Consider the following 17137-nt stretch of genomic DNA (forward strand, 5'->3'; position numbering starts at 1 on the left):
GATTTCGTGCTAGACGCAAAGTGCCTTGCCATACTGGATTCGGCGCGTAAGGCATTCGCGGCTTACGGATTTAAAAAGACGTCGATGGATGAAATCGCAAAGGGCGTGGGGATCTCGCGCCCGGCATTGTATCTGTATTTCGACAACAAAGAGGCGATCCTGCGCAGACTCACCGAGTTGCACTATGAGGAGAAGATCGAAGCCGTTACGAAAGCCCTTCATGCAGACGGCTCGGTTTCGCAGATCATCGGCCAGGCAATCCACGTGCAGACCGATGGTATGGCTCAGATCATGTCCTCTCCACACGGGATGGAACTGTTGGATGCAGGAAAGTCGCTGGCCTCGGATATCATCACGCAGGGCGAGGCCCGGCTGCAATCTTTATATACCGGGTGGCTACAGAAAGAAGCGTCGAATGATCGTGTCCGTTTGTTTGATGGCGCAAGAGAGACTGCGGAGACCATTGCCTCTGCGCTGCGGGGAAACAAAATCAGCGCGACGGATTTTCAAGAATTTGACCGGATGAACTCGAACCTTGCCGCCATGATTGGTGCAGCGTTGGAAATCAGGTAACCCGCTGTCTGACTTTGTATTCCGGTGCGTCCCATAACCGGTTGGTCATGATGTCGGCCAGAATGTCCACCGCGCCGTTTACATCCTGCTCGTCGATATAAAGCGGGGTGAACCCAAAGCGCATGATGTCCGGAGCGCGGAAATCACCGATCACGCCGCGCGCGATCAAGGCCTGCATTGCGGCATAGCCATCGGCGAAACGGAATGAAACCTGACTGCCACGCTGCGCAGGGTCGCGGGGGCTGGCCAGTTTCAGGTCAGGGCAGGTGGCCTCGACGCCCGAAATAAACAGCTCGGTCAGTTCGATTGACTTGGCGCGCACGTCCATGATGTAGGCCATGTCCCAGATGTCCATCGCCGCAGACAGCGCGGTCATCTGGATGATCGGAGGTGTGCCGACACGCATCCGCTCGATACCCTGTCCGGGGCGGTAATCCAGATCGAACGTGAACGGGGCTTCATGGCCCAGCCACCCGGATAATGCAGGGCGCACGCGATCCGCATGGCGGGGCGCCACATAGATGAACGCCGGCGCGCCGGGGCCTCCGTTCAGATACTTATAGCTGCAGCCAACGGCAAAATCCGCTTTGCAACTGGACAGCTCAACCGGGATCGCCCCTGCGGAATGGGCCAAATCCCAAACGGTTATTGTGCCGTTCGCATGAGCCTGTTCCGTCAGCGCCTTCATGTCATGGATCCGGCCAGACCGGTAATCGACCTCGGTCAGCATCAGAACCGCGACGTCTTTGGTGATGTTTTCGGCAACATCCTCGGGTGCGACCACCCGTAATTCGTATTCCGATCCGAGTGAACGCAGCAGACCGTCGACCATATAAAGGTCCGAAGGGAAATTGCCGTTATCAGACAGCACAACCTTGCGGTCGGGGCAAAGCTCCAGCGCCGAGGCAACAGCCTGATAGACCTTGATCGACAGGGTATCGCCGGTCACGATGGTACCCGGTTCCGCACCGATCAACCGTCCGATACGGTCGCCAAGCCCGGTCGGAAGCCCCATCCACCCGGCCTTGTTCCAACCGGTGATCAGCATTTGACCCCATTCGTGTGTCATCATTCCACTCACCCGCTCGGCGGCAGCACGTGGCAATGGGCCAAGCGAGTTGCCGTCCAGATAAATGGTTCCATTCGGCAGATCGAACATGGCTTTGGTTGCAGCGAAATCAGTCATGGAGGTCCTGTGCAGAATTCTGACAAATGTCTGACTAAAGGGCTATCTGATCAGTTCTGCCGTGTCTACGCGTTCGGCCGAAAATGCACAGATGCGACCAACTGTGGTTTTGCTTTCGTGGATGCAAAGCGGTACATACCCCGACAAATGCGACATCCATACCGCAGGATCAGAGGAACAAGCATGAAGCGCAAACTCGACATTCCGCCCGCTTGGTTGGTGGCCTTTGCTGTTCTCGCCTGGCTGCAGGCGACCTATGCGTCCTTCGGTCTGTCGCTGGCCAGCGGGTTTACCGACCTGCTCAGCGGCCTTCTGATCGGGGGCGGCGTCGTTCTTGTCGTGCTGGCGATTGCCGAGTTTCGTCGGCATCGAACGACCGTCCTGCCGCATGAAACTCCATCGAGTCTGGTTCAAACAGGTATCTTCAAGCGCAGCCGCAATCCGATCTACGTTGGCGATGTACTTATTCTGGCCGGCTTGATTCTGCGTTTTGACGCGGTGCTGTCCTTGGTGTTGATGCCTGTTTTTGTCTGGATTTTGGAACGCAGGTTTATTGTGCCGGAAGAAAACCGTATGCGCCGTGCCTTTCGCACGGATTTCGCCAGATATGAAAGGCAAACCCGCCGCTGGATCTGAGGTTGACGGGATTTTACACGACGTAACAATGCTGCGCTTGCGAAATAATCTTGCGCAGTTAAAACTGGTTCTTCAGATAGAATGCCAACTATCCTTGCGAACTGACCGAAAATTAGGGGGACGCGCCGTTGAAGATTGGAACGCCAAAGGAAACATTTGACGGTGAGAACCGGGTCGCGATGACTCCGGATTCAGCCCGTCAACTGCAAAAGCTCGGGTATGAGTGCCTGATCGAGAAAGGGGCCGGCGCTGCGGCCGGGTTCTCGGACGCCACATATAAAGAGGCGGGTGTCGAGGTTATCGGAACCGCGGCGGCGCTGTGGAAAGCCGCCGACATCGTCGCCAAGGTACGTCAGCCAAATGAAACCGAGCTGAAGCGTCTTGCAAAGGGCAAGACATTGATCTCGTTCTTCAACCCCGCAGGGAATGAAAAGGGCATGGAGGCCGCCAAGTCCAAGGGCGCCAACGTGATCGCCATGGAAATGGTGCCGCGTATCAGTCGTGCCCAGAAGATGGACGCTCTGTCGTCGATGGCCAATATCGCGGGCTACCGCGCGGTGATCGAAGCGGGAAACAACTTTGGCCGGTTCTTCACCGGTCAAGTGACGGCTGCTGGTAAAGTACCGCCTGCCAAGGTTCTGATCGTAGGTGCCGGTGTGGCCGGTCTGGCCGCGATCGGGACATCGACCTCGCTGGGGGCAATCACCTATGCGTTCGACGTGCGCCCCGAAGTGGCCGAGCAGGTTGAATCCATGGGCGCCGAATTTGTCTATCTGGACTTCGAAGAAGACCAGCAGGACGGCGCGGCAACCGGCGGTTACGCCAGTGTTCAGTCCGATGAATTCCGCGAGGCACAGCTGGCCAAGTTCCGCGAACTTGCTCCGGAAATGGACATCGTGATCACCACCGCGTTGATCCCGAACCGCGAAGCGCCCGAGCTTTGGACCAAGGACATGGTCGAAGCGATGAAACCGGGTTCGGTGATCGTGGACCTTGCGGCGGAAAAAGGCGGCAACTGCAAGCTGACCGTTGCTGACGAGAAGATCGTGACCGATAATGGCGTGACCATCATCGGCTATACCGATTTCCCAAGCCGGATGGCGGCGCAGTCTTCGTCGCTTTACGCAACCAACATCCGTCACATGATGACAGACCTGACGCCTGAAAAGGATGGTCAGATCAACCATGACATGGAAGACGACGTGATCCGCGGCGCAACCGTGACGCATGAAGGTGAAATCACCTTCCCGCCACCGCCGCCGAAAGTTCAGGCGATTGCCGCTCAGAAAAAGCCTGAGGTCAGGGAGCTGACCCCGGAGGAGAAAAAGGCGCAGGAAGTTGCGGCCTTCAAGGCGCAAACCAAACAGCAGTTCACCTTGCTGGGTATCGGCGGTGCGCTAATGCTGTTGATCGGTCTGATTGCTCCGGCCAGCTTCATGCAGCACTTCATCGTCTTTGTGCTGGCGATCTTCGTGGGATTCCAGGTGATCTGGGGCGTCGCGCACAGCCTGCACACACCGCTTATGGCGATTACCAACGCGATCTCGTCGATCATCATCGTTGGCGCAGTGATGCAGATCGGATCCGGGTCGTTCCTGGTTATTCTGCTGGCGGCTCTGTCCGTTTTCATGGCCGGGATCAACATCTTCGGTGGCTTCCTCGTAACTCGGCGCATGCTTGCCATGTTCCAGAAATCTTAAGGAGGCCGGGCACATGGATTATGGCTTCACCACTGCCGCCTACGTTGTTGCGGCTGTTCTGTTCATCCTCTCGCTTGGCGGCCTGTCGAACCAGGAAAGCGCCAAGCGCGCTGTCTGGTATGGCATCGTCGGTATGGCGCTGGCGGTTTTCGCTACGCTGGTCGGCCCCGGTTCGGGCTTGTGGCTGCTGTCATTGCTGCTGATCATAGGTGGTGGTCTGATCGGTCAATATGTGGCGCAGCGCGTCCAGATGACCGAGATGCCACAGCTTGTGGCTGCGATGCATTCGCTGGTTGGTTTGGCGGCTGTGTTCGTGGGTTTCAACGCGCATTTTGAAATCAAGAATGTCGCCGAAGTTTTTGCGGTTGTTGATGCCGCCAAAGACGTCGACCTTTCCGACCTGGGCGCGTTTGCCAAGCTGATCGCCAAGAAGACAGCGGCAGAGCTGGCAATCCTGCACGTGGAACTGTTCCTGGGCATCTTCATCGGCGCGATCACCTTTACCGGTTCGGTCGTGGCTTATGGCAAGCTGGCTGGCAAGGTTACATCGACGGCAACCAAACTGCCCGGTGGTCACGCGCTGAATGCGTCTGCGGCGGGGCTCTCGCTGATCTGTCTGGTTTGGTACACGTCCACGGGCGGATTCCTGCCCCTGTTCCTGATGACGCTGGCCGCCTTGTTTATTGGTTATCACCTGATCATGGGCATCGGCGGTGCCGACATGCCGGTGGTTGTGTCGATGCTGAACAGCTATTCAGGCTGGGCGGCTGCGGCCATCGGCTTTTCGCTGGGCAACGACCTGCTGATCGTGGTCGGTGCGCTGGTGGGCTCGTCCGGTGCGATCCTCTCCTACATCATGTGTAAGGCGATGAACCGGCACTTTGTCAGTGTGATCCTGGGTGGCTTTGGTGGTCCGCAAGGTGAGCAGATGGCTGTCGAAGGCGAGCAGATTGCAATCGAGGCCGACGGTGTTGCCGCAGCCCTGAATGACGCCGACAGCGTGGTGATCATTCCGGGCTATGGCATGGCCGTGGCGCAGGCACAGCAATCGGTGTCCGAACTGGTTCGCAAGCTGCGGGCGCAGGGCAAGAATGTGCGCTTTGCGATCCACCCGGTTGCCGGTCGTTTGCCGGGCCACATGAACGTTCTGCTGGCCGAGGCCAAGGTGCCGTATGACATCGTTCTGGAAATGGATGAGATCAACGACGACTTCCCGGATACGGATGTTGCCATTGTGATCGGCTCCAACGACATCGTGAACCCTGCGGCGCAAGAAGATCCCAACAGCCCCATTGCCGGCATGCCGGTTCTGGAATGCTGGAAGGCCAAGCAGGTGTTTGTATCCAAGCGTGGTCAGGGCACCGGCTATTCGGGCATCGAAAACCCGCTGTTCTTCAAAGAGAACACCCGCATGTTCTATGGCGACGCGAAACAATCGCTGGACAAGCTGCTGCCAATGATCGATTGATCTAAAGCCTTAACCAAAATGCAAAGGGCGCCTTCGGGCGCCCTTTTCTTGTTTGTCATGTTGGGGGCTTTGCCTCCAAGCCCCCAATATTTTTTTGGCCAGATGAGGCGGGCAGAATGTGGTATCCTTGGGCTATTATAGAGAGACAAGGAGGTGCCCCATGGAAAAGGTCAACGGCATAGGTGGCATGTTTTTTCGCGCCAGAGATCCGGAAGCGTTGCGGGATTGGTACGAGACCCATCTTGGCGTTCATCATTACGATCCCGTCCCCTGGAAACAGCGCGAAGGCTATACGGTCTTTGCCCCGTTTGCGCAGGACACCGATTATTTTGGCCGCGCCGAGCAGCAGTGGATGATCAATTTTCGGGTTGATGATCTGTCTGCCATGACGACCCAGTTGCAAGCCGCAGGCATTGCCGTCGAGACCAATCCGGAATGGGATAGCGAGGTTGGAAAATTCGCACGTATTCACGACCCTGAGGGCAACCCAATCGAACTGTGGCAGCCAAATCAATGACATAAGGGGTTTGTATACCGTAGTATCCATGTAAGGTATTGAAATAAAAAGATAATTGATGTATTTTTGAACTGTCGTATAGTGCGCCGGACAACGCCGGAGCATTCAATGACGCCGATCGACGATCATCCATTGCGCTATTCGCTGGCCAACGAGCTGCATGCGCGCCCGTTTCCCGTGGCCTCGACGCCATGCACCGTTGCGTTTTTGGCCATCAAGAAACCCGTGGCGGCGGTTGCGCGGGACCGGAGCGAAGACATTGCCCATCTGGTCAATCTTCTGGACCGTCACGGTGCGCAGCACCCGCAGCCGGACGCGACGCATTACGCTGGTCAGATCGGGCGTCACTGGCTCAAGTGGGAGCAGCACACGGAATTTGTGACCTATACGGCGATCACCCGGAATGTCAGTGACCGGGCCTTCAACCCCGCTGATTTTGAGGCTTTCCCACCTGATTGGCTGATGGCCAGCCCGGGCCAGAGGATAACCTCGGCCATGGTTCGGGTGACTGAAAGACCAGATGATGAGGCGGTAAAAGCCGCGCTGGCCGAATGGTTCGAACCCGAAAGCCTTGCGGTTGCGCGCGTGCTGGATGATGCTGCGATTTGTGCCAGTGACTTTCGGATTGATCCGGCTGGGCATATGCGGTTCGCGCTCTTCGTGACCAAGGGAACAGGACAGCGCCGAACCGGACGCATCATCCAGCGCCTGTGCGAGATCGAAACCTACAAGGCCATGTCCATGTTGGGCTTTGCTCGAATCAAGCAACTGATGCCGAAAATCGGAGAGCTGGATGGAAAGCTGACCCGGCTTATGGGGCAGATGACAGATAACTCGGCGCATCCTGACGAACTACTGCCGGATCTGCTGTCTACATCCATCGAATTGGAAACGCTTTCTGCCCGATGCGCATTTCGCTTTGGGGCTACCGGGGCCTATGAAGCCATCGTGAACCAACGGATCGAAGTATTGCGCGAGGAAAGGTTCGAGGGCCGTCAGTCCTTTGCCGATTTCATGATGCGCAGGTATGAGCCCGCAATTCGTACTGTTAAAGCCACGGAAAGTCGGCTGCAGACCTTGTCCGACCGGGCGATCCGGGGGGGTGAGTTGCTGCGGACCCGGGTAGATGTGGAACGCAGCGCCCAGAATCAGGCATTGCTGGAAAGTATGGACCGCCGTGCTGATCTGGCCCTGAGGTTGCAGCACACAGTCGAGGGGCTTTCCGTGGTGGCGATTAGCTATTATGCGGTCTCACTGGCCAGCTATCTGTTGTACCCGTTGACCGCCACCGGGATCAGCAAGGGGATGCTGACCGCGGCGGCAACCTTGCCGGTTGTCCTGTGTGTCTGGCTGGGTATCAGGCATATACGAAAGCGGTTGGCCTAATCCGCGTTTGCTAAAACTTCCCTAGGCTGTAGAACTGACAGGGGCGGGCGCGGAGCAAAGGAAAATACGTGATCGGAATTATGGCCGCTTGGCGGGCCGTGGCGGCCATGTTCATTTTGAACGGCGCTTTGTTCGGGATCTGGGCCTCGCGTATTCCCGCAGTCAGGGATCACCTGGACCTATCGCACGAAGCGCTTGGCTATGGCTTGCTGTTCATGGCGGCTGGGGCTGTGTGTTCGTTCCCGGTTACCGGACGTCTGACAGATCGGTTCGGGGCTGTGGTGATCACACGGATCATCGCCATTCTTTATACCGCATCCCTTATCTTGCTGGCCTTTGCCGGAAGCTTTTGGGCATTGGCGTTTTTCCTGTTCGTATTCGGGGCCTTCCACGGCTCAATGGATGTGGCGATGAACGCCTGGGCAGCAGAGGTTGAGCGCGCTTATGACAGGCCCGTTATGTCGTCTTTTCACGCGATGTGGAGCCTGGGGGCCGGTCTGGGAGCGCTGAGCGGATTTGGTGCGATACAGATGGGCCTGACGGTGACACAGCACTTTTTGCTGGCCGGTGGCATCGTAGTTGGGCTGACACTGGCTCTGTCCCGTGTGCAGTGGAATTCACGCCGCGTTGCGCCCTCGGGCGGGGCGATATTTGCACTTCCGTCGGGTGCGTTGATACTTGTCGGGTTTATTGCCCTGTGCGGGGCATTGGGTGAAGGGGCCGTCGCGGACTGGAGCGCGATTTTCCTGCGGGATGTGACCGGTGCACCCGAAAGCGTCGCGGCGCTGGGATATGCCGTCTTTTCGGTGACAATGGTCGCGTTCCGTCTGGTGGGTGGTGTCGTGATCGCGCGGTTCGGACCAACCGCGACGGCCCGTTTCGGAGGGGTATGCGCCGCTTTGGGGGTGCTGGCTGTGGTATCGGCCTATGATGCCGGGATTGCTCTGGTTGGGTTTGGACTGATGGGGCTTGGATATGCAGTGATCATGCCGCTTGCGTTCAGCAGGGCGGCAAATGATCCGCATGTCCCGCCTGGTCAAGCCATCGCCAGCGTGGCCACATTAGGGTATGGCGGGTTGTTGATTGGCCCGCCCCTTATTGGGTTTCTGGCAGAGATGCTTACATTGCGTCTTGCATTCATGGCCTTGCTGCCGCTGGCTGTTTTCATTGTCCTGTTGTCAGGCGCGTTGCGTCCCGGTGACAGCGACGAACGATGATTTTGGGAGATACACATGCCGATCAAAAACCGCTTCGCAGAACTGCAGAGTGAAATCACGGAATGGCGGCGTGATATCCACCAAAATCCAGAGATCCTGTTTGAAACCCATCGCACCAGTGCGCTGGTGGCGGAAAAGCTGAAAGAGTTCGGCTGCGATGAGGTGGTCACCGGAATTGGCCGAACGGGCGTGGTGGGTGTGATCAAGGGCAAGGCGGACACGGGCGGCAAGGTTATCGGTTTGCGTGCCGATATGGATGCGCTGCCGATCCATGAGGCGACCGGATTGGACTATGCCTCGAATACCGATGGGGCGATGCACGCCTGCGGCCATGATGGTCATACTGCGATGTTGTTGGGGGCGGCGAAATACCTTTCGGAAACGCGGAATTTTGACGGGACAGTGGTGGTCATTTTCCAACCTGCCGAAGAAGGCGGCGGCGGTGGTCGTGAGATGTGTGAAGACGGGATGATGGATCGCTGGGGCATTCAGGAAGTATACGGAATGCACAACTGGCCCGGACGTCCGGTGGGCAGTTTCGCCATCCGTCCCGGCGCGTTTTTCGCGGCAACCGATCAGTTCGACATTGTGTTCGAGGGCAAGGGCGGTCACGCAGCCAAACCCCACGAAACCGTGGACACAACCGTTATGGCGGCGCAGGCGGTTCTGGCATTGCAGACCATCGCTTCCCGGAATGCCGATCCGGTGGATCAGGTGGTTGTGTCGGTGACTTCGTTTGAGACCTCTTCAACCGCATTCAACGTGATCCCTCAGACTGTAAAGCTGCGCGGTACGGTCCGTACAATGAGCCGGGACATGCGGGATATGGCCGAAAAGCGCGTGACCGAGATCTGCACCGGAGTGGCCGCCACATTTGGAGGAGCGGTTGAGGTGACCTATTACCGGGGCTACCCGGTGATGGTGAACAGTGATGATCAAACCGATTTCGCAGCGCGGGTGGCGCGGTCCGTCTCGGGCGATTGTGACCAGGCCCCGCTAATCATGGGCGGCGAGGATTTCGCCTTTATGCTCGAAGAACGCCCCGGCGCTTATATTCTGGTGGGTAATGGGGACACCGCAGCAGTTCACCATCCCGAATATAACTTCAACGATGAAGCCATCCCCGCGGGATGCAGCTGGTGGGCCGAAATCGTGGAGCAAAGGATGCCAGCGGCTTGACCCCAAGGGGTAGGCACCTGCGCTGCCCCTAATGCCCTTAGCCAGATGAAGGTTTGGTCTCCAGTTTCAACCGGGCGCACAGTGTCTCGACAATGGAATCGAGCGCGGATTTCTGCGTGTTGACGCAGGATTTCGCGGCAGCGCGCGCTGCATTCAGCGCGGCCTGATCGGTGAGCCAAATCGTGACCGCGTTTGTCAGGTCTTGCGCAGAGTTCACCTCAATCGCGCCACCGGTTTCGATGAGCGGCGCGAAGGTTTCGGCAAAGTTGAAGTATCCGGGACCGGTTATTACCGCCGCCCCAGCCTGCGCGGGTTCGAACGGGTTATGGCCGCCGATCTCGTGCAGCGAACCGCCCAGAAATACGATTGGGCACAGCGCATACCACGTGCCCGTCTCGCCCAGTGTGTCGGCAACATAGACCTGTGTTTCAGTTTCGATCCGCCCCTCCGATGTTCGGAAAACTGCGGATTGACCGGCCTGTTTCAACAGCGCGGCCACATCCTGTCTGCGTTCGGGGTGGCGCGGGATCAACAACAGCAGCAGGTCGGGCCAGCGTTCCAGCAATTTTGCATGGGCAGCCAGAACGATTTCTTCTTCTCCGGCATGGGTCGAGCTGGCGATCCACACAGGACGCCCTGCAATCTGGGTCTGAATATCTTCCAACACAGAATTATCGACCAGCAGCGGATCGGACATCGCTTTGAGGTTGGTTCCCGGTTGCACGCGGTCCGCCACAGCCCCCATGTCCACCAGATTAGCGGCGGTTTTGCCATTCTGGGTCAGGAACAGGCTGAAATTGTCCAAAATGAATCGTGCGGTTTGTGGACGTTTTTTCCAACTTTCGACGGATTTATCTGAAAGGCGCGCATTCAACAGGGCCAGAGGGATTCCCCGTCCAGCCGCGTCAACGATCAGGCGTGGCCAGATTTCGCTTTCGACAAATACTCCGGCTTCGGGGCGCCAGTGATCCAGAAATCGCCGGACCGGCCCTGCGGTGTCCAGCGGCGGATACTGGTGTCGCGTACGGGGTGGCATCCGTTTTTCGATCAGCGCCGCCGAAGTTGGGGTGCCCGAGGTAACCAGGAACTGGGCATCCGGCAGGCGTTCACCCAGCCGTTTGATCAGGCTGATGACCGACAGGGTTTCTCCCACACTTGCAGCGTGGAACCAGATCAATCGGCCCTTGGGGCGTGGTAGGCTGGCATGGCCGAGCCTTTCATGCTGGCGAATTGTCGGGACATCTGCCGCCAGGAGTTTCTTGCGCACGGTGCGCCAAGCCAAAGGTGCAGCAACGGCGGTCAGGCTGCAATACAAACGGTAAAGCAGCGTCGGCTGGCCAGAGGGGGCGGTCATGTCAGCCGCCCGTATGGCTCATGTGGCGGCTCATCTTGCCATCGACCGCCTGGCGGGAATAGTCGAAGTCGTGGCCTTTGGGCTTAAGATTTATCGCCGCGCGGATGGCCTGTTCCAGCGGCGCCTCGGTATCGAGATGATCTCGCAGGGGGGCACGCAGATCGGCCATATCCTCTTGCCCCAGACACATATACAGCTCACCCGTACAGGTCAGGCGGACGCGATTGCAGCTTTCGCAGAAATTATGCGACAGCGGTGTGATAAAGCCGATCTTCTGGCCCGTTTCTTCAAGCCGCGCATATCGCGCGGGTCCACCAGTGCGTTCTGCCAGATCGGACACGGTATAGTGGCTTTCGTATTCCTTGCGGACATCCTTGAGCGACCAGTACTGATCCAGACGGTTCTCGTTCCCGATATCGCCCATCGGCATCACCTCGATCCAGGTCAGATCCATGTCGCGCTCAGCGCACCATTGGGTGATTGTTGGAAGTTCGGCCTCGTTGAACCCCTTCAGGGCCACAGCGTTGATCTTGACCCGCAGGCCAGCCTTTTGGGCAGTATCAATTCCGTTCAGAACCTGTTTCAACCGGCCCCAACGGGTGATCTGGCTGAATTTCTCATCATCCAACGTGTCCAGCGACACATTCACCCGGCGCACGCCCGCCGCATAGAGATCGTCAGCAAAGCGGTGCAGTTGCGAGCCATTGGTTGTCAGCGTCAGCTCTTTCAACGCGCCGCTGTCCAGATGCCGGGTCATGGCATTGAAGAATGACATGATGTTTCGGCGGACCAGCGGCTCGCCCCCGGTGATGCGCAGCTTTTCCACGCCCATCTTCACGAAGGTCGTGCACATACGGTCCAGCTCTTCCAGCGTCAGCAGGTCCTTTTTCGGCAGGAACTTCATGTCTTCGGACATGCAGTAAACACAGCGAAAATCACAGCGATCCGTAACGGAGACGCGGAGATAGGTGATGGCACGTGCGAACGGGTCGATAAGCGGAGCTGTCATGAGTCATACGTAAAGCGGCGACTGGCCTGCGACAAGCCAGAACTGTGCTTTGTGCTGGCACAGTCCTGTGAGGGGGGCTAAGTTCAGGCCATGAAATACACTCTGCTGACCATTTGTATCCTTGTTGCGGGCTGTGACACTGTCCGCTCGACAACTGATCGGGTTTTCGGTCGCGACAAACCTGCGGCTGAACCAGAGGTCGCCGCGGAAGCTGACGTCACCGAATCCGTTCCGGTCCCCGCAACCGCCGCTGGTTGGGTTGGTGCCAAGACCACCATTGCCAGCTTAGGTGATCCGACAACGCCGGGACGCTGGATGGAAACGCCTTTGGTCGAGACAGAGTTCACGGGGCGCGTTGTCGTGCCCAGAACAGGGGCGCAGGCCTATATCACGCTGGTCCCGGCCCGTGGGCCCGAAAGCGGCGGCAGCAGGCTGTCGCTGGATGCGATGCGGGCGCTGCTTTTGCCTTATGACGAACTTGTCGAGCTGGATGTTTATTCCAACTGACCTTTCAGATATTTGCCAGCTTCACGCCGGGCAAAGGGCTTCATGGCCGCACTATGGTCGCGCAGAAAGTTAACCACTCGGTCCGCGTCATGTTTCGACAGCTCGCGCAGCCACCATGCGATTGCTTTCTGGATGAACCAGTCACGGTCAGACACATAACCCGCTGCCCAGCCAAGAATACGGTCGCGCCGGTCCAGATCATCTGGCTTGGGGTGGTTCTGTTTGGTCCAGGGCAGGGTGGCAACCAGCGCGGCGCGCCGTGTCCACATGTGGTCTGACGCGGTCCAGAGTTCGACCTGATCCAACCGCTCCGGGTCGGCGGACAAGCGTTTCTGCATCGCCATACAGGCGTGATCCGCCGCCGCCCAGGCATCAAAATCAGGCAACCAGCTTTGCAGCAATGCCCAAGCAGCCTCATCGGGGCGGAAACGGGCTTGGGTCAGCAACTTGGCTGCGGCAAGACGGCCCTCGTGGATATCGGTCTGCCAGAGGGCGTCAGCCAGATCCACCCGCGCAGCAACGTCCAGTTCCTGTCGCCATAGTTTGGTCAGGTCGTTCAGAACCGGATTTGCAACGCCCAGATAGAGGCGTTCGACCTTGTGATAAGCCGCCATCTGCACGGCGCGCTCTGGGTCGGCATGGGCGCGGATCTGGTCAAGATAGGTGACGGGCGTCATAGGTCCGCAGCGCGTGTTGGCCTGCCGTCGATCGTCTGATGGTTCCGCTCAACCCAATAATCGCGGATATCGTCATCGGACTTACCGTCGACCCATTTCTGCATCGTGTCACGTTCGGACTGGTATTCCATGAACGGTACGGCATATCCGCAAGAGGTCTGAACCATGTCAATCGCAAGGTCATAGATCTGGCGGGCGCTGCGGTGGTAGGGAAACAGCCCGGCCAACGCGTCCCAGCCCTCATCCCCGGCATGCAATGTACGCGCGGTGCCATAGGTGCGCAGGATCAGCGGGCGTGTGGTGAAGGAACACCACATCAGGGTCATGCGATTGACCTCAAGCAAATGCCCGGCGGTTTCGTTGCCACTGCCGGTCAGGTTCATCCAGATAATCCGATTGGGCCCCAGTACCCGCAGCGAGTCCATCCCTTTGGGAGAGATGTTGACCCGTCCTTCAGGTCCGGCGGTGCCGACGAAGAACAGATGCTGATCCTCGATAAACTTGCGATGGGCGTTATCCAGCGCCGGAAATTGCTTGGACATGCGTCACTCCACCGTTACGGATTTCGCCAGATTGCGCGGCTGGTCCACATCCGTGCCCTTGGCCACCGCCGTATGATAGGCCAGCAGCTGAGCGGGCACCGAATAGAGGATCGGCGCAAGGCTGGGGTGCACATGCGGCATGCGGATCGTGCTCCAGACCCCGTCTTCCGCCTCGGCGATGCCGTCATCATCGGACACCAGGATGACTTTACCCTTGCGTGCCATGACCTCTTGCATATTCGACACGGTTTTGTCGAACACCGTGTCTCGCGGGGCCAGAACCACCACGGGCATGTGTTTGTCGATCAGGGCAATGGGGCCGTGCTTTAGCTCACCCGAAGCATAACCTTCGGCATGGATATAGCTGATTTCCTTGAGTTTCAACGCCCCTTCCATCGCCAGCGGGTACATCAGGCCGCGTCCCAGAAACAGAACATCGCGCGCCTCGGACAGGCGCTGGGCGGATTTCCTGATGGCCCGGTTCTGATCCAACGCGGTGTTCAGCACCGAAGGCAGCCCGCGCAACGCGGCGGCGTGATCGGCAAGTTCCTCGTCGCTCAACGTGCCACGGTCCGCGGCAGCCTTGAGCGCCAGCATCAGCAACACGCTCAGCTGACAGGTGAAGGCTTTGGTCGAGGCGACGCCTATCTCGACCCCGGCATGGATCGGCAGGGCGATGTCGCTTTCACGTGCGATCGAGCTTTCTGGAACATTGACGACTGAGACGACCTTGTCCGCTTTGCCGTCGCAATACCGCAGGGCGGCCAGCGTGTCGGCGGTTTCACCCGATTGGCTGACAAACAGCGCCATAGTGCGTTCCGGGATCGGAGGTTCGCGATAGCGAAATTCGCTGGCGATATCGACTTCGACCGGTATTCTGGCAAGTTGCTCGAACCAGTATTTGGCGGTCAAACAGGCGTAGAAAGCAGTCCCGCAAGCGACCATCGTCAGACGGTCTAGCTTGGTGAAATCCAGATCTCCCGGCAGAACGACCTGATCCCCGGCAGAGGGCAGGTAGGACCGGATCGCCTCGGCAACCACAATCGGCTGTTCCGCGATTTCCTTGGCCATGAAATGCTTGTGCCCGGCCTTGTCAGCGCGGCTGTGATCCACTTTGATCTTGCGGGTTTCGCGATTGGCAAGCTCACCTGCTTCGTTGCGGATTTCCAGCGATGTGCGGGTCAGAACCGCACGGTCACCTTCTTCCAGATAGGTGATGCGATCCGTCATCGGCGCTAGCGCGATGGCGTCCGAGCCGACAAACATCTCTCCGTCCCCGTGCCCGATTGCCAGTGGCGAGCCTTTGCGCGCGGCCACGATCAGGTCATCTTCGCCGTCAAACAGAAAGGCCAGGGCAAATGCGCCGACCAACCGGTCGATGGTTTTATTGGCGGCCTCAACCGGGGGCAGCCCCGATTTGAGGTAATGTTCGGCCATCAGGGCGACGGTTTCCGTGTCGGTTTCGGTTTCGAACCCGATCCCGTGTTCCGCCAGCTCTGTCCGCAGCTCCCGATAGTTTTCAACGATGCCGTTGTGAACAACGGCAACCGGCCCGGCCCGGTGGGGATGGGCATTCGAAACTGTCGGCGCGCCATGGGTGGCCCAGCGGGTATGGCCGATACCGGATTTACCTGGAAGCGGGTCATGCACCAGAAGGTCGCTGAGGTTTACCAGCTTGCCTACAGCCCGACGCCGACCCAGGGATCCGCCATTGACCGTAGCAATGCCTGCACTGTCATACCCCCTGTACTCCAGCCGTTTTAGGGCCTCGACCAGGATAGGGGCAGCTTCGTGCTTGCCCAATACACCTACAATCCCACACATCTGTCAGGCTCCTTTGTCGCGACGAGCCTTCTTCGCCGTCAACATGTCAAACAATTTACGCGCATAACCGGGCTTGTTGTCCTGCTTGGCGCGCGCAACGGCCAAAGCATCCGCTTCCACATCGCGCGTCACCACGGTTCCGGTGGCCGTCATCGCGCCGTCACCAATGGTGACAGGTGCCACTAACATGGTGTTCGATCCGATAAAGACGTTCTGGCCGATGGTTGTTTGGTGCTTCATTACGCCATCGTAATTGCAAGTGATCGTACCCGCGCCGATATTCGTCGCCGCCCCAACCGTTGCGTCCCCGATATAGCTGAGATGGTTGACCTTCGCGCCTTCGGCGATCTCAGCATTCTTGATCTCAACAAAATTACCGACGCGGGTGTTTTCTGCCAGCTCAGCGCCGGGGCGCAGCCGGGCATAGGGGCCAACGATGGCACCGCGGCTGACATGGCAGCCCTCAAGATGAGAAAATGCCCGGATCGTCGCGCCGCTTTCCACCGTGACACCGGGGCCAAAGACCACATTGGGTTCTATCACCGTGTCGCGGCCAATGACGGTGTCGGCGGCCAGATAAACGGTTTCCGGCGCCATCAGCGTGACCCCCAGATCCAGCAGTTCGGCGCGGGCACGGGCCTGAAAAACCGCATCCGCAGCGGCCAGGTCAACGCGCGAGTTCACACCCAGCGTTTGTGCCTCGTCACAGGCGACTGCGGTGACATTCAGGCCACGGGATCGGGCGATTGCCACGACATCCGGCAGGTAATATTCACCGGCGGCATTGTCATTTCCCACGCTGTTGATCAGCGAAAACAGCAATTCTGCGTCACAGGCTAAAAGGCCAGAATTACAAAGTGTTAAATCGCGCTCTTTATCCGAGGCGTCTTTGTATTCGACGATGCGTTCAAGGGTCTGTCCGTTCATGACCAACCGGCCATAGCGTGCAGGATCTGCGGCCTCAAAACCCAGAATAACCAGATCGTTCTTGGTCCGCGCTTCGATCATACGTTCCAACGTATCGGGTTGCAAAAAGGGCGTGTCCCCGTACAGAACAACCACGTCGCCGTTGAAACCCTGCAGCGCTTCACGCGCCTGTGCGACAGCATGGGCGGTGCCCAGCTGTTCGGCCTGAATGGCGATTTGTGCGGTCTCGTCCTCGGCCAGGGTTGCTTTGGCAACGGCTTCGGACCCGTGCCCGGTGACAATGACGGTCCGCTCGGGCGACAGAACAGCACCAGCGCGCATGGCATGGACCAGCATAGGCGCCTGAGCAATCGGGTGCAGGACTTTCGGGATATCCGAATTCATCCTGGTGCCTTTACCGGCAGCAAGGATGACAAGGGCGATACTCATGAAATC

16 protein-coding genes are annotated in these 17137 nt (G+C 58.3%); 9 read left to right on the top strand and 7 right to left on the bottom strand.

Annotated elements, in window-relative coordinates; translation table 11 throughout:
• Positions 1 to 6 precede the first annotated feature (6 nt).
• On the top strand, positions 7 to 573 hold the full coding sequence (locus tag AC2FGB_RS10065) for a TetR/AcrR family transcriptional regulator (protein ID WP_496693940.1): 567 nt from the start codon (positions 7 to 9) through the stop codon (positions 571 to 573).
• Here the strand turns inward: AC2FGB_RS10065 and kynU are convergent.
• Positions 566 to 1759, bottom strand: a complete 1194-nt coding sequence (gene kynU / locus AC2FGB_RS10070) for a kynureninase (RefSeq protein ID WP_496693939.1) — start codon at positions 1757 to 1759, stop codon at positions 566 to 568. The genes AC2FGB_RS10065 and kynU overlap by 8 nt on opposite strands.
• 183 nt (positions 1760 to 1942) lie before the next feature.
• Here kynU and AC2FGB_RS10075 point away from each other — a divergent pair, with 183 nt between their 5' ends.
• From AC2FGB_RS10075 to AC2FGB_RS10105, 7 genes are all read left to right on the top strand, one after another.
• Positions 1943 to 2395 (top strand): methyltransferase family protein, encoded by a 453-nt coding sequence (locus AC2FGB_RS10075; RefSeq protein ID WP_496693938.1) that lies wholly within the window; start codon positions 1943 to 1945, stop codon positions 2393 to 2395.
• A gap of 128 nt (positions 2396 to 2523) precedes the next feature.
• Complete coding sequence (locus tag AC2FGB_RS10080) at positions 2524 to 4095, top strand: Re/Si-specific NAD(P)(+) transhydrogenase subunit alpha (RefSeq protein ID WP_142634946.1); 1572 nt, start codon at positions 2524 to 2526, stop codon at positions 4093 to 4095.
• Between the two features lie 13 nt (positions 4096 to 4108).
• Complete coding sequence (locus tag AC2FGB_RS10085) at positions 4109 to 5563, top strand: NAD(P)(+) transhydrogenase (Re/Si-specific) subunit beta (protein WP_271950227.1); 1455 nt, start codon at positions 4109 to 4111, stop codon at positions 5561 to 5563.
• Between the two features lie 160 nt (positions 5564 to 5723).
• The gene (locus AC2FGB_RS10090) at positions 5724 to 6080 is read left to right on the top strand and encodes a VOC family protein (RefSeq protein ID WP_496689734.1); all 357 of its coding nucleotides are present in this window, start codon (positions 5724 to 5726) and stop codon (positions 6078 to 6080) included.
• A gap of 108 nt (positions 6081 to 6188) precedes the next feature.
• Positions 6189 to 7466, top strand: a complete 1278-nt coding sequence (locus tag AC2FGB_RS10095) for a DUF3422 family protein (RefSeq protein WP_142634941.1) — start codon at positions 6189 to 6191, stop codon at positions 7464 to 7466.
• Positions 7467 to 7534: 68 nt separating this feature from the next.
• On the top strand, positions 7535 to 8683 hold the full coding sequence (locus AC2FGB_RS10100) for an MFS transporter (RefSeq protein WP_496693937.1): 1149 nt from the start codon (positions 7535 to 7537) through the stop codon (positions 8681 to 8683).
• 15 nt (positions 8684 to 8698) lie between these two features.
• On the top strand, positions 8699 to 9862 hold the full coding sequence (locus tag AC2FGB_RS10105) for a M20 aminoacylase family protein (protein ID WP_496689736.1): 1164 nt from the start codon (positions 8699 to 8701) through the stop codon (positions 9860 to 9862).
• A 37-nt stretch (positions 9863 to 9899) separates the two neighbouring features.
• On the opposite strand, the gene AC2FGB_RS10110 is transcribed toward AC2FGB_RS10105, so the two are convergent.
• Together AC2FGB_RS10110 and moaA are read right to left on the bottom strand one after the other, a co-directional pair.
• On the bottom strand, positions 9900 to 11216 hold the full coding sequence (locus AC2FGB_RS10110; RefSeq protein ID WP_496693936.1) for a 3-deoxy-D-manno-octulosonic acid transferase: 1317 nt from the start codon (positions 11214 to 11216) through the stop codon (positions 9900 to 9902).
• 1 nt (position 11217) lies between these two features.
• Complete coding sequence (gene moaA / locus AC2FGB_RS10115; RefSeq protein ID WP_142634932.1) at positions 11218 to 12225, bottom strand: GTP 3',8-cyclase MoaA; 1008 nt, start codon at positions 12223 to 12225, stop codon at positions 11218 to 11220.
• 90 nt (positions 12226 to 12315) lie between these two features.
• Here moaA and AC2FGB_RS10120 point away from each other — a divergent pair, with 90 nt between their 5' ends.
• The gene (locus tag AC2FGB_RS10120; RefSeq protein ID WP_496693935.1) at positions 12316 to 12732 is read left to right on the top strand and encodes a hypothetical protein; all 417 of its coding nucleotides are present in this window, start codon (positions 12316 to 12318) and stop codon (positions 12730 to 12732) included.
• Here AC2FGB_RS10120 and AC2FGB_RS10125 read toward each other — a convergent pair.
• Genes AC2FGB_RS10125 through glmU form a run of 4 tightly spaced genes read right to left on the bottom strand, consistent with a single transcriptional unit; the run spans position 12720 to position 17131 of the window.
• The gene (locus AC2FGB_RS10125) at positions 12720 to 13409 is read right to left on the bottom strand and encodes a DNA alkylation repair protein (RefSeq protein WP_496693934.1); all 690 of its coding nucleotides are present in this window, start codon (positions 13407 to 13409) and stop codon (positions 12720 to 12722) included. The genes AC2FGB_RS10120 and AC2FGB_RS10125 overlap by 13 nt on opposite strands.
• On the bottom strand, positions 13406 to 13951 hold the full coding sequence (locus AC2FGB_RS10130; RefSeq protein ID WP_496693933.1) for a pyridoxamine 5'-phosphate oxidase family protein: 546 nt from the start codon (positions 13949 to 13951) through the stop codon (positions 13406 to 13408). Before AC2FGB_RS10130 ends, AC2FGB_RS10125 begins: the two co-directional genes overlap by 4 nt.
• A gap of 3 nt (positions 13952 to 13954) precedes the next feature.
• Positions 13955 to 15775: a glutamine--fructose-6-phosphate transaminase (isomerizing) gene (gene glmS / locus AC2FGB_RS10135; RefSeq protein ID WP_496693932.1), complete on the bottom strand. Its 1821-nt coding sequence runs from the start codon at positions 15773 to 15775 to the stop codon at positions 13955 to 13957.
• A 3-nt stretch (positions 15776 to 15778) separates the two neighbouring features.
• The gene (gene glmU / locus AC2FGB_RS10140; RefSeq protein WP_496693931.1) at positions 15779 to 17131 is read right to left on the bottom strand and encodes a bifunctional UDP-N-acetylglucosamine diphosphorylase/glucosamine-1-phosphate N-acetyltransferase GlmU; all 1353 of its coding nucleotides are present in this window, start codon (positions 17129 to 17131) and stop codon (positions 15779 to 15781) included.
• Positions 17132 to 17137: the final 6 nt, after the last annotated feature.

The organism is Ruegeria sp. CDSC021 (assembly GCF_059610845.1).

What these genes read in the sequence shown, in the direction of transcription:
- AC2FGB_RS10085 (WP_271950227.1), top strand. Translation starts at nt 4,109, where the DNA reads ATGGATTATGGCTTCACCACTGCCGCCTACGTTGTTGCGGCTGTTCTG.
- moaA (WP_142634932.1), bottom strand. Translation starts at nt 12,225, where the DNA reads ATGACAGCTCCGCTTATCGACCCGTTCGCACGTGCCATCACCTATCTC.
- AC2FGB_RS10075 (WP_496693938.1), top strand. Translation starts at nt 1,943, where the DNA reads ATGAAGCGCAAACTCGACATTCCGCCCGCTTGGTTGGTGGCCTTTGCT.
- AC2FGB_RS10110 (WP_496693936.1), bottom strand. Translation starts at nt 11,216, where the DNA reads ATGACCGCCCCCTCTGGCCAGCCGACGCTGCTTTACCGTTTGTATTGC.
- AC2FGB_RS10105 (WP_496689736.1), top strand. Translation starts at nt 8,699, where the DNA reads ATGCCGATCAAAAACCGCTTCGCAGAACTGCAGAGTGAAATCACGGAA.
- kynU (WP_496693939.1), bottom strand. Translation starts at nt 1,759, where the DNA reads ATGACTGATTTCGCTGCAACCAAAGCCATGTTCGATCTGCCGAATGGA.
- AC2FGB_RS10090 (WP_496689734.1), top strand. Translation starts at nt 5,724, where the DNA reads ATGGAAAAGGTCAACGGCATAGGTGGCATGTTTTTTCGCGCCAGAGAT.
- AC2FGB_RS10130 (WP_496693933.1), bottom strand. Translation starts at nt 13,951, where the DNA reads ATGTCCAAGCAATTTCCGGCGCTGGATAACGCCCATCGCAAGTTTATC.
- AC2FGB_RS10120 (WP_496693935.1), top strand. Translation starts at nt 12,316, where the DNA reads ATGAAATACACTCTGCTGACCATTTGTATCCTTGTTGCGGGCTGTGAC.
- glmU (WP_496693931.1), bottom strand. Translation starts at nt 17,131, where the DNA reads ATGAGTATCGCCCTTGTCATCCTTGCTGCCGGTAAAGGCACCAGGATG.
- AC2FGB_RS10095 (WP_142634941.1), top strand. Translation starts at nt 6,189, where the DNA reads ATGACGCCGATCGACGATCATCCATTGCGCTATTCGCTGGCCAACGAG.
- glmS (WP_496693932.1), bottom strand. Translation starts at nt 15,775, where the DNA reads ATGTGTGGGATTGTAGGTGTATTGGGCAAGCACGAAGCTGCCCCTATC.
- AC2FGB_RS10125 (WP_496693934.1), bottom strand. Translation starts at nt 13,409, where the DNA reads ATGACGCCCGTCACCTATCTTGACCAGATCCGCGCCCATGCCGACCCA.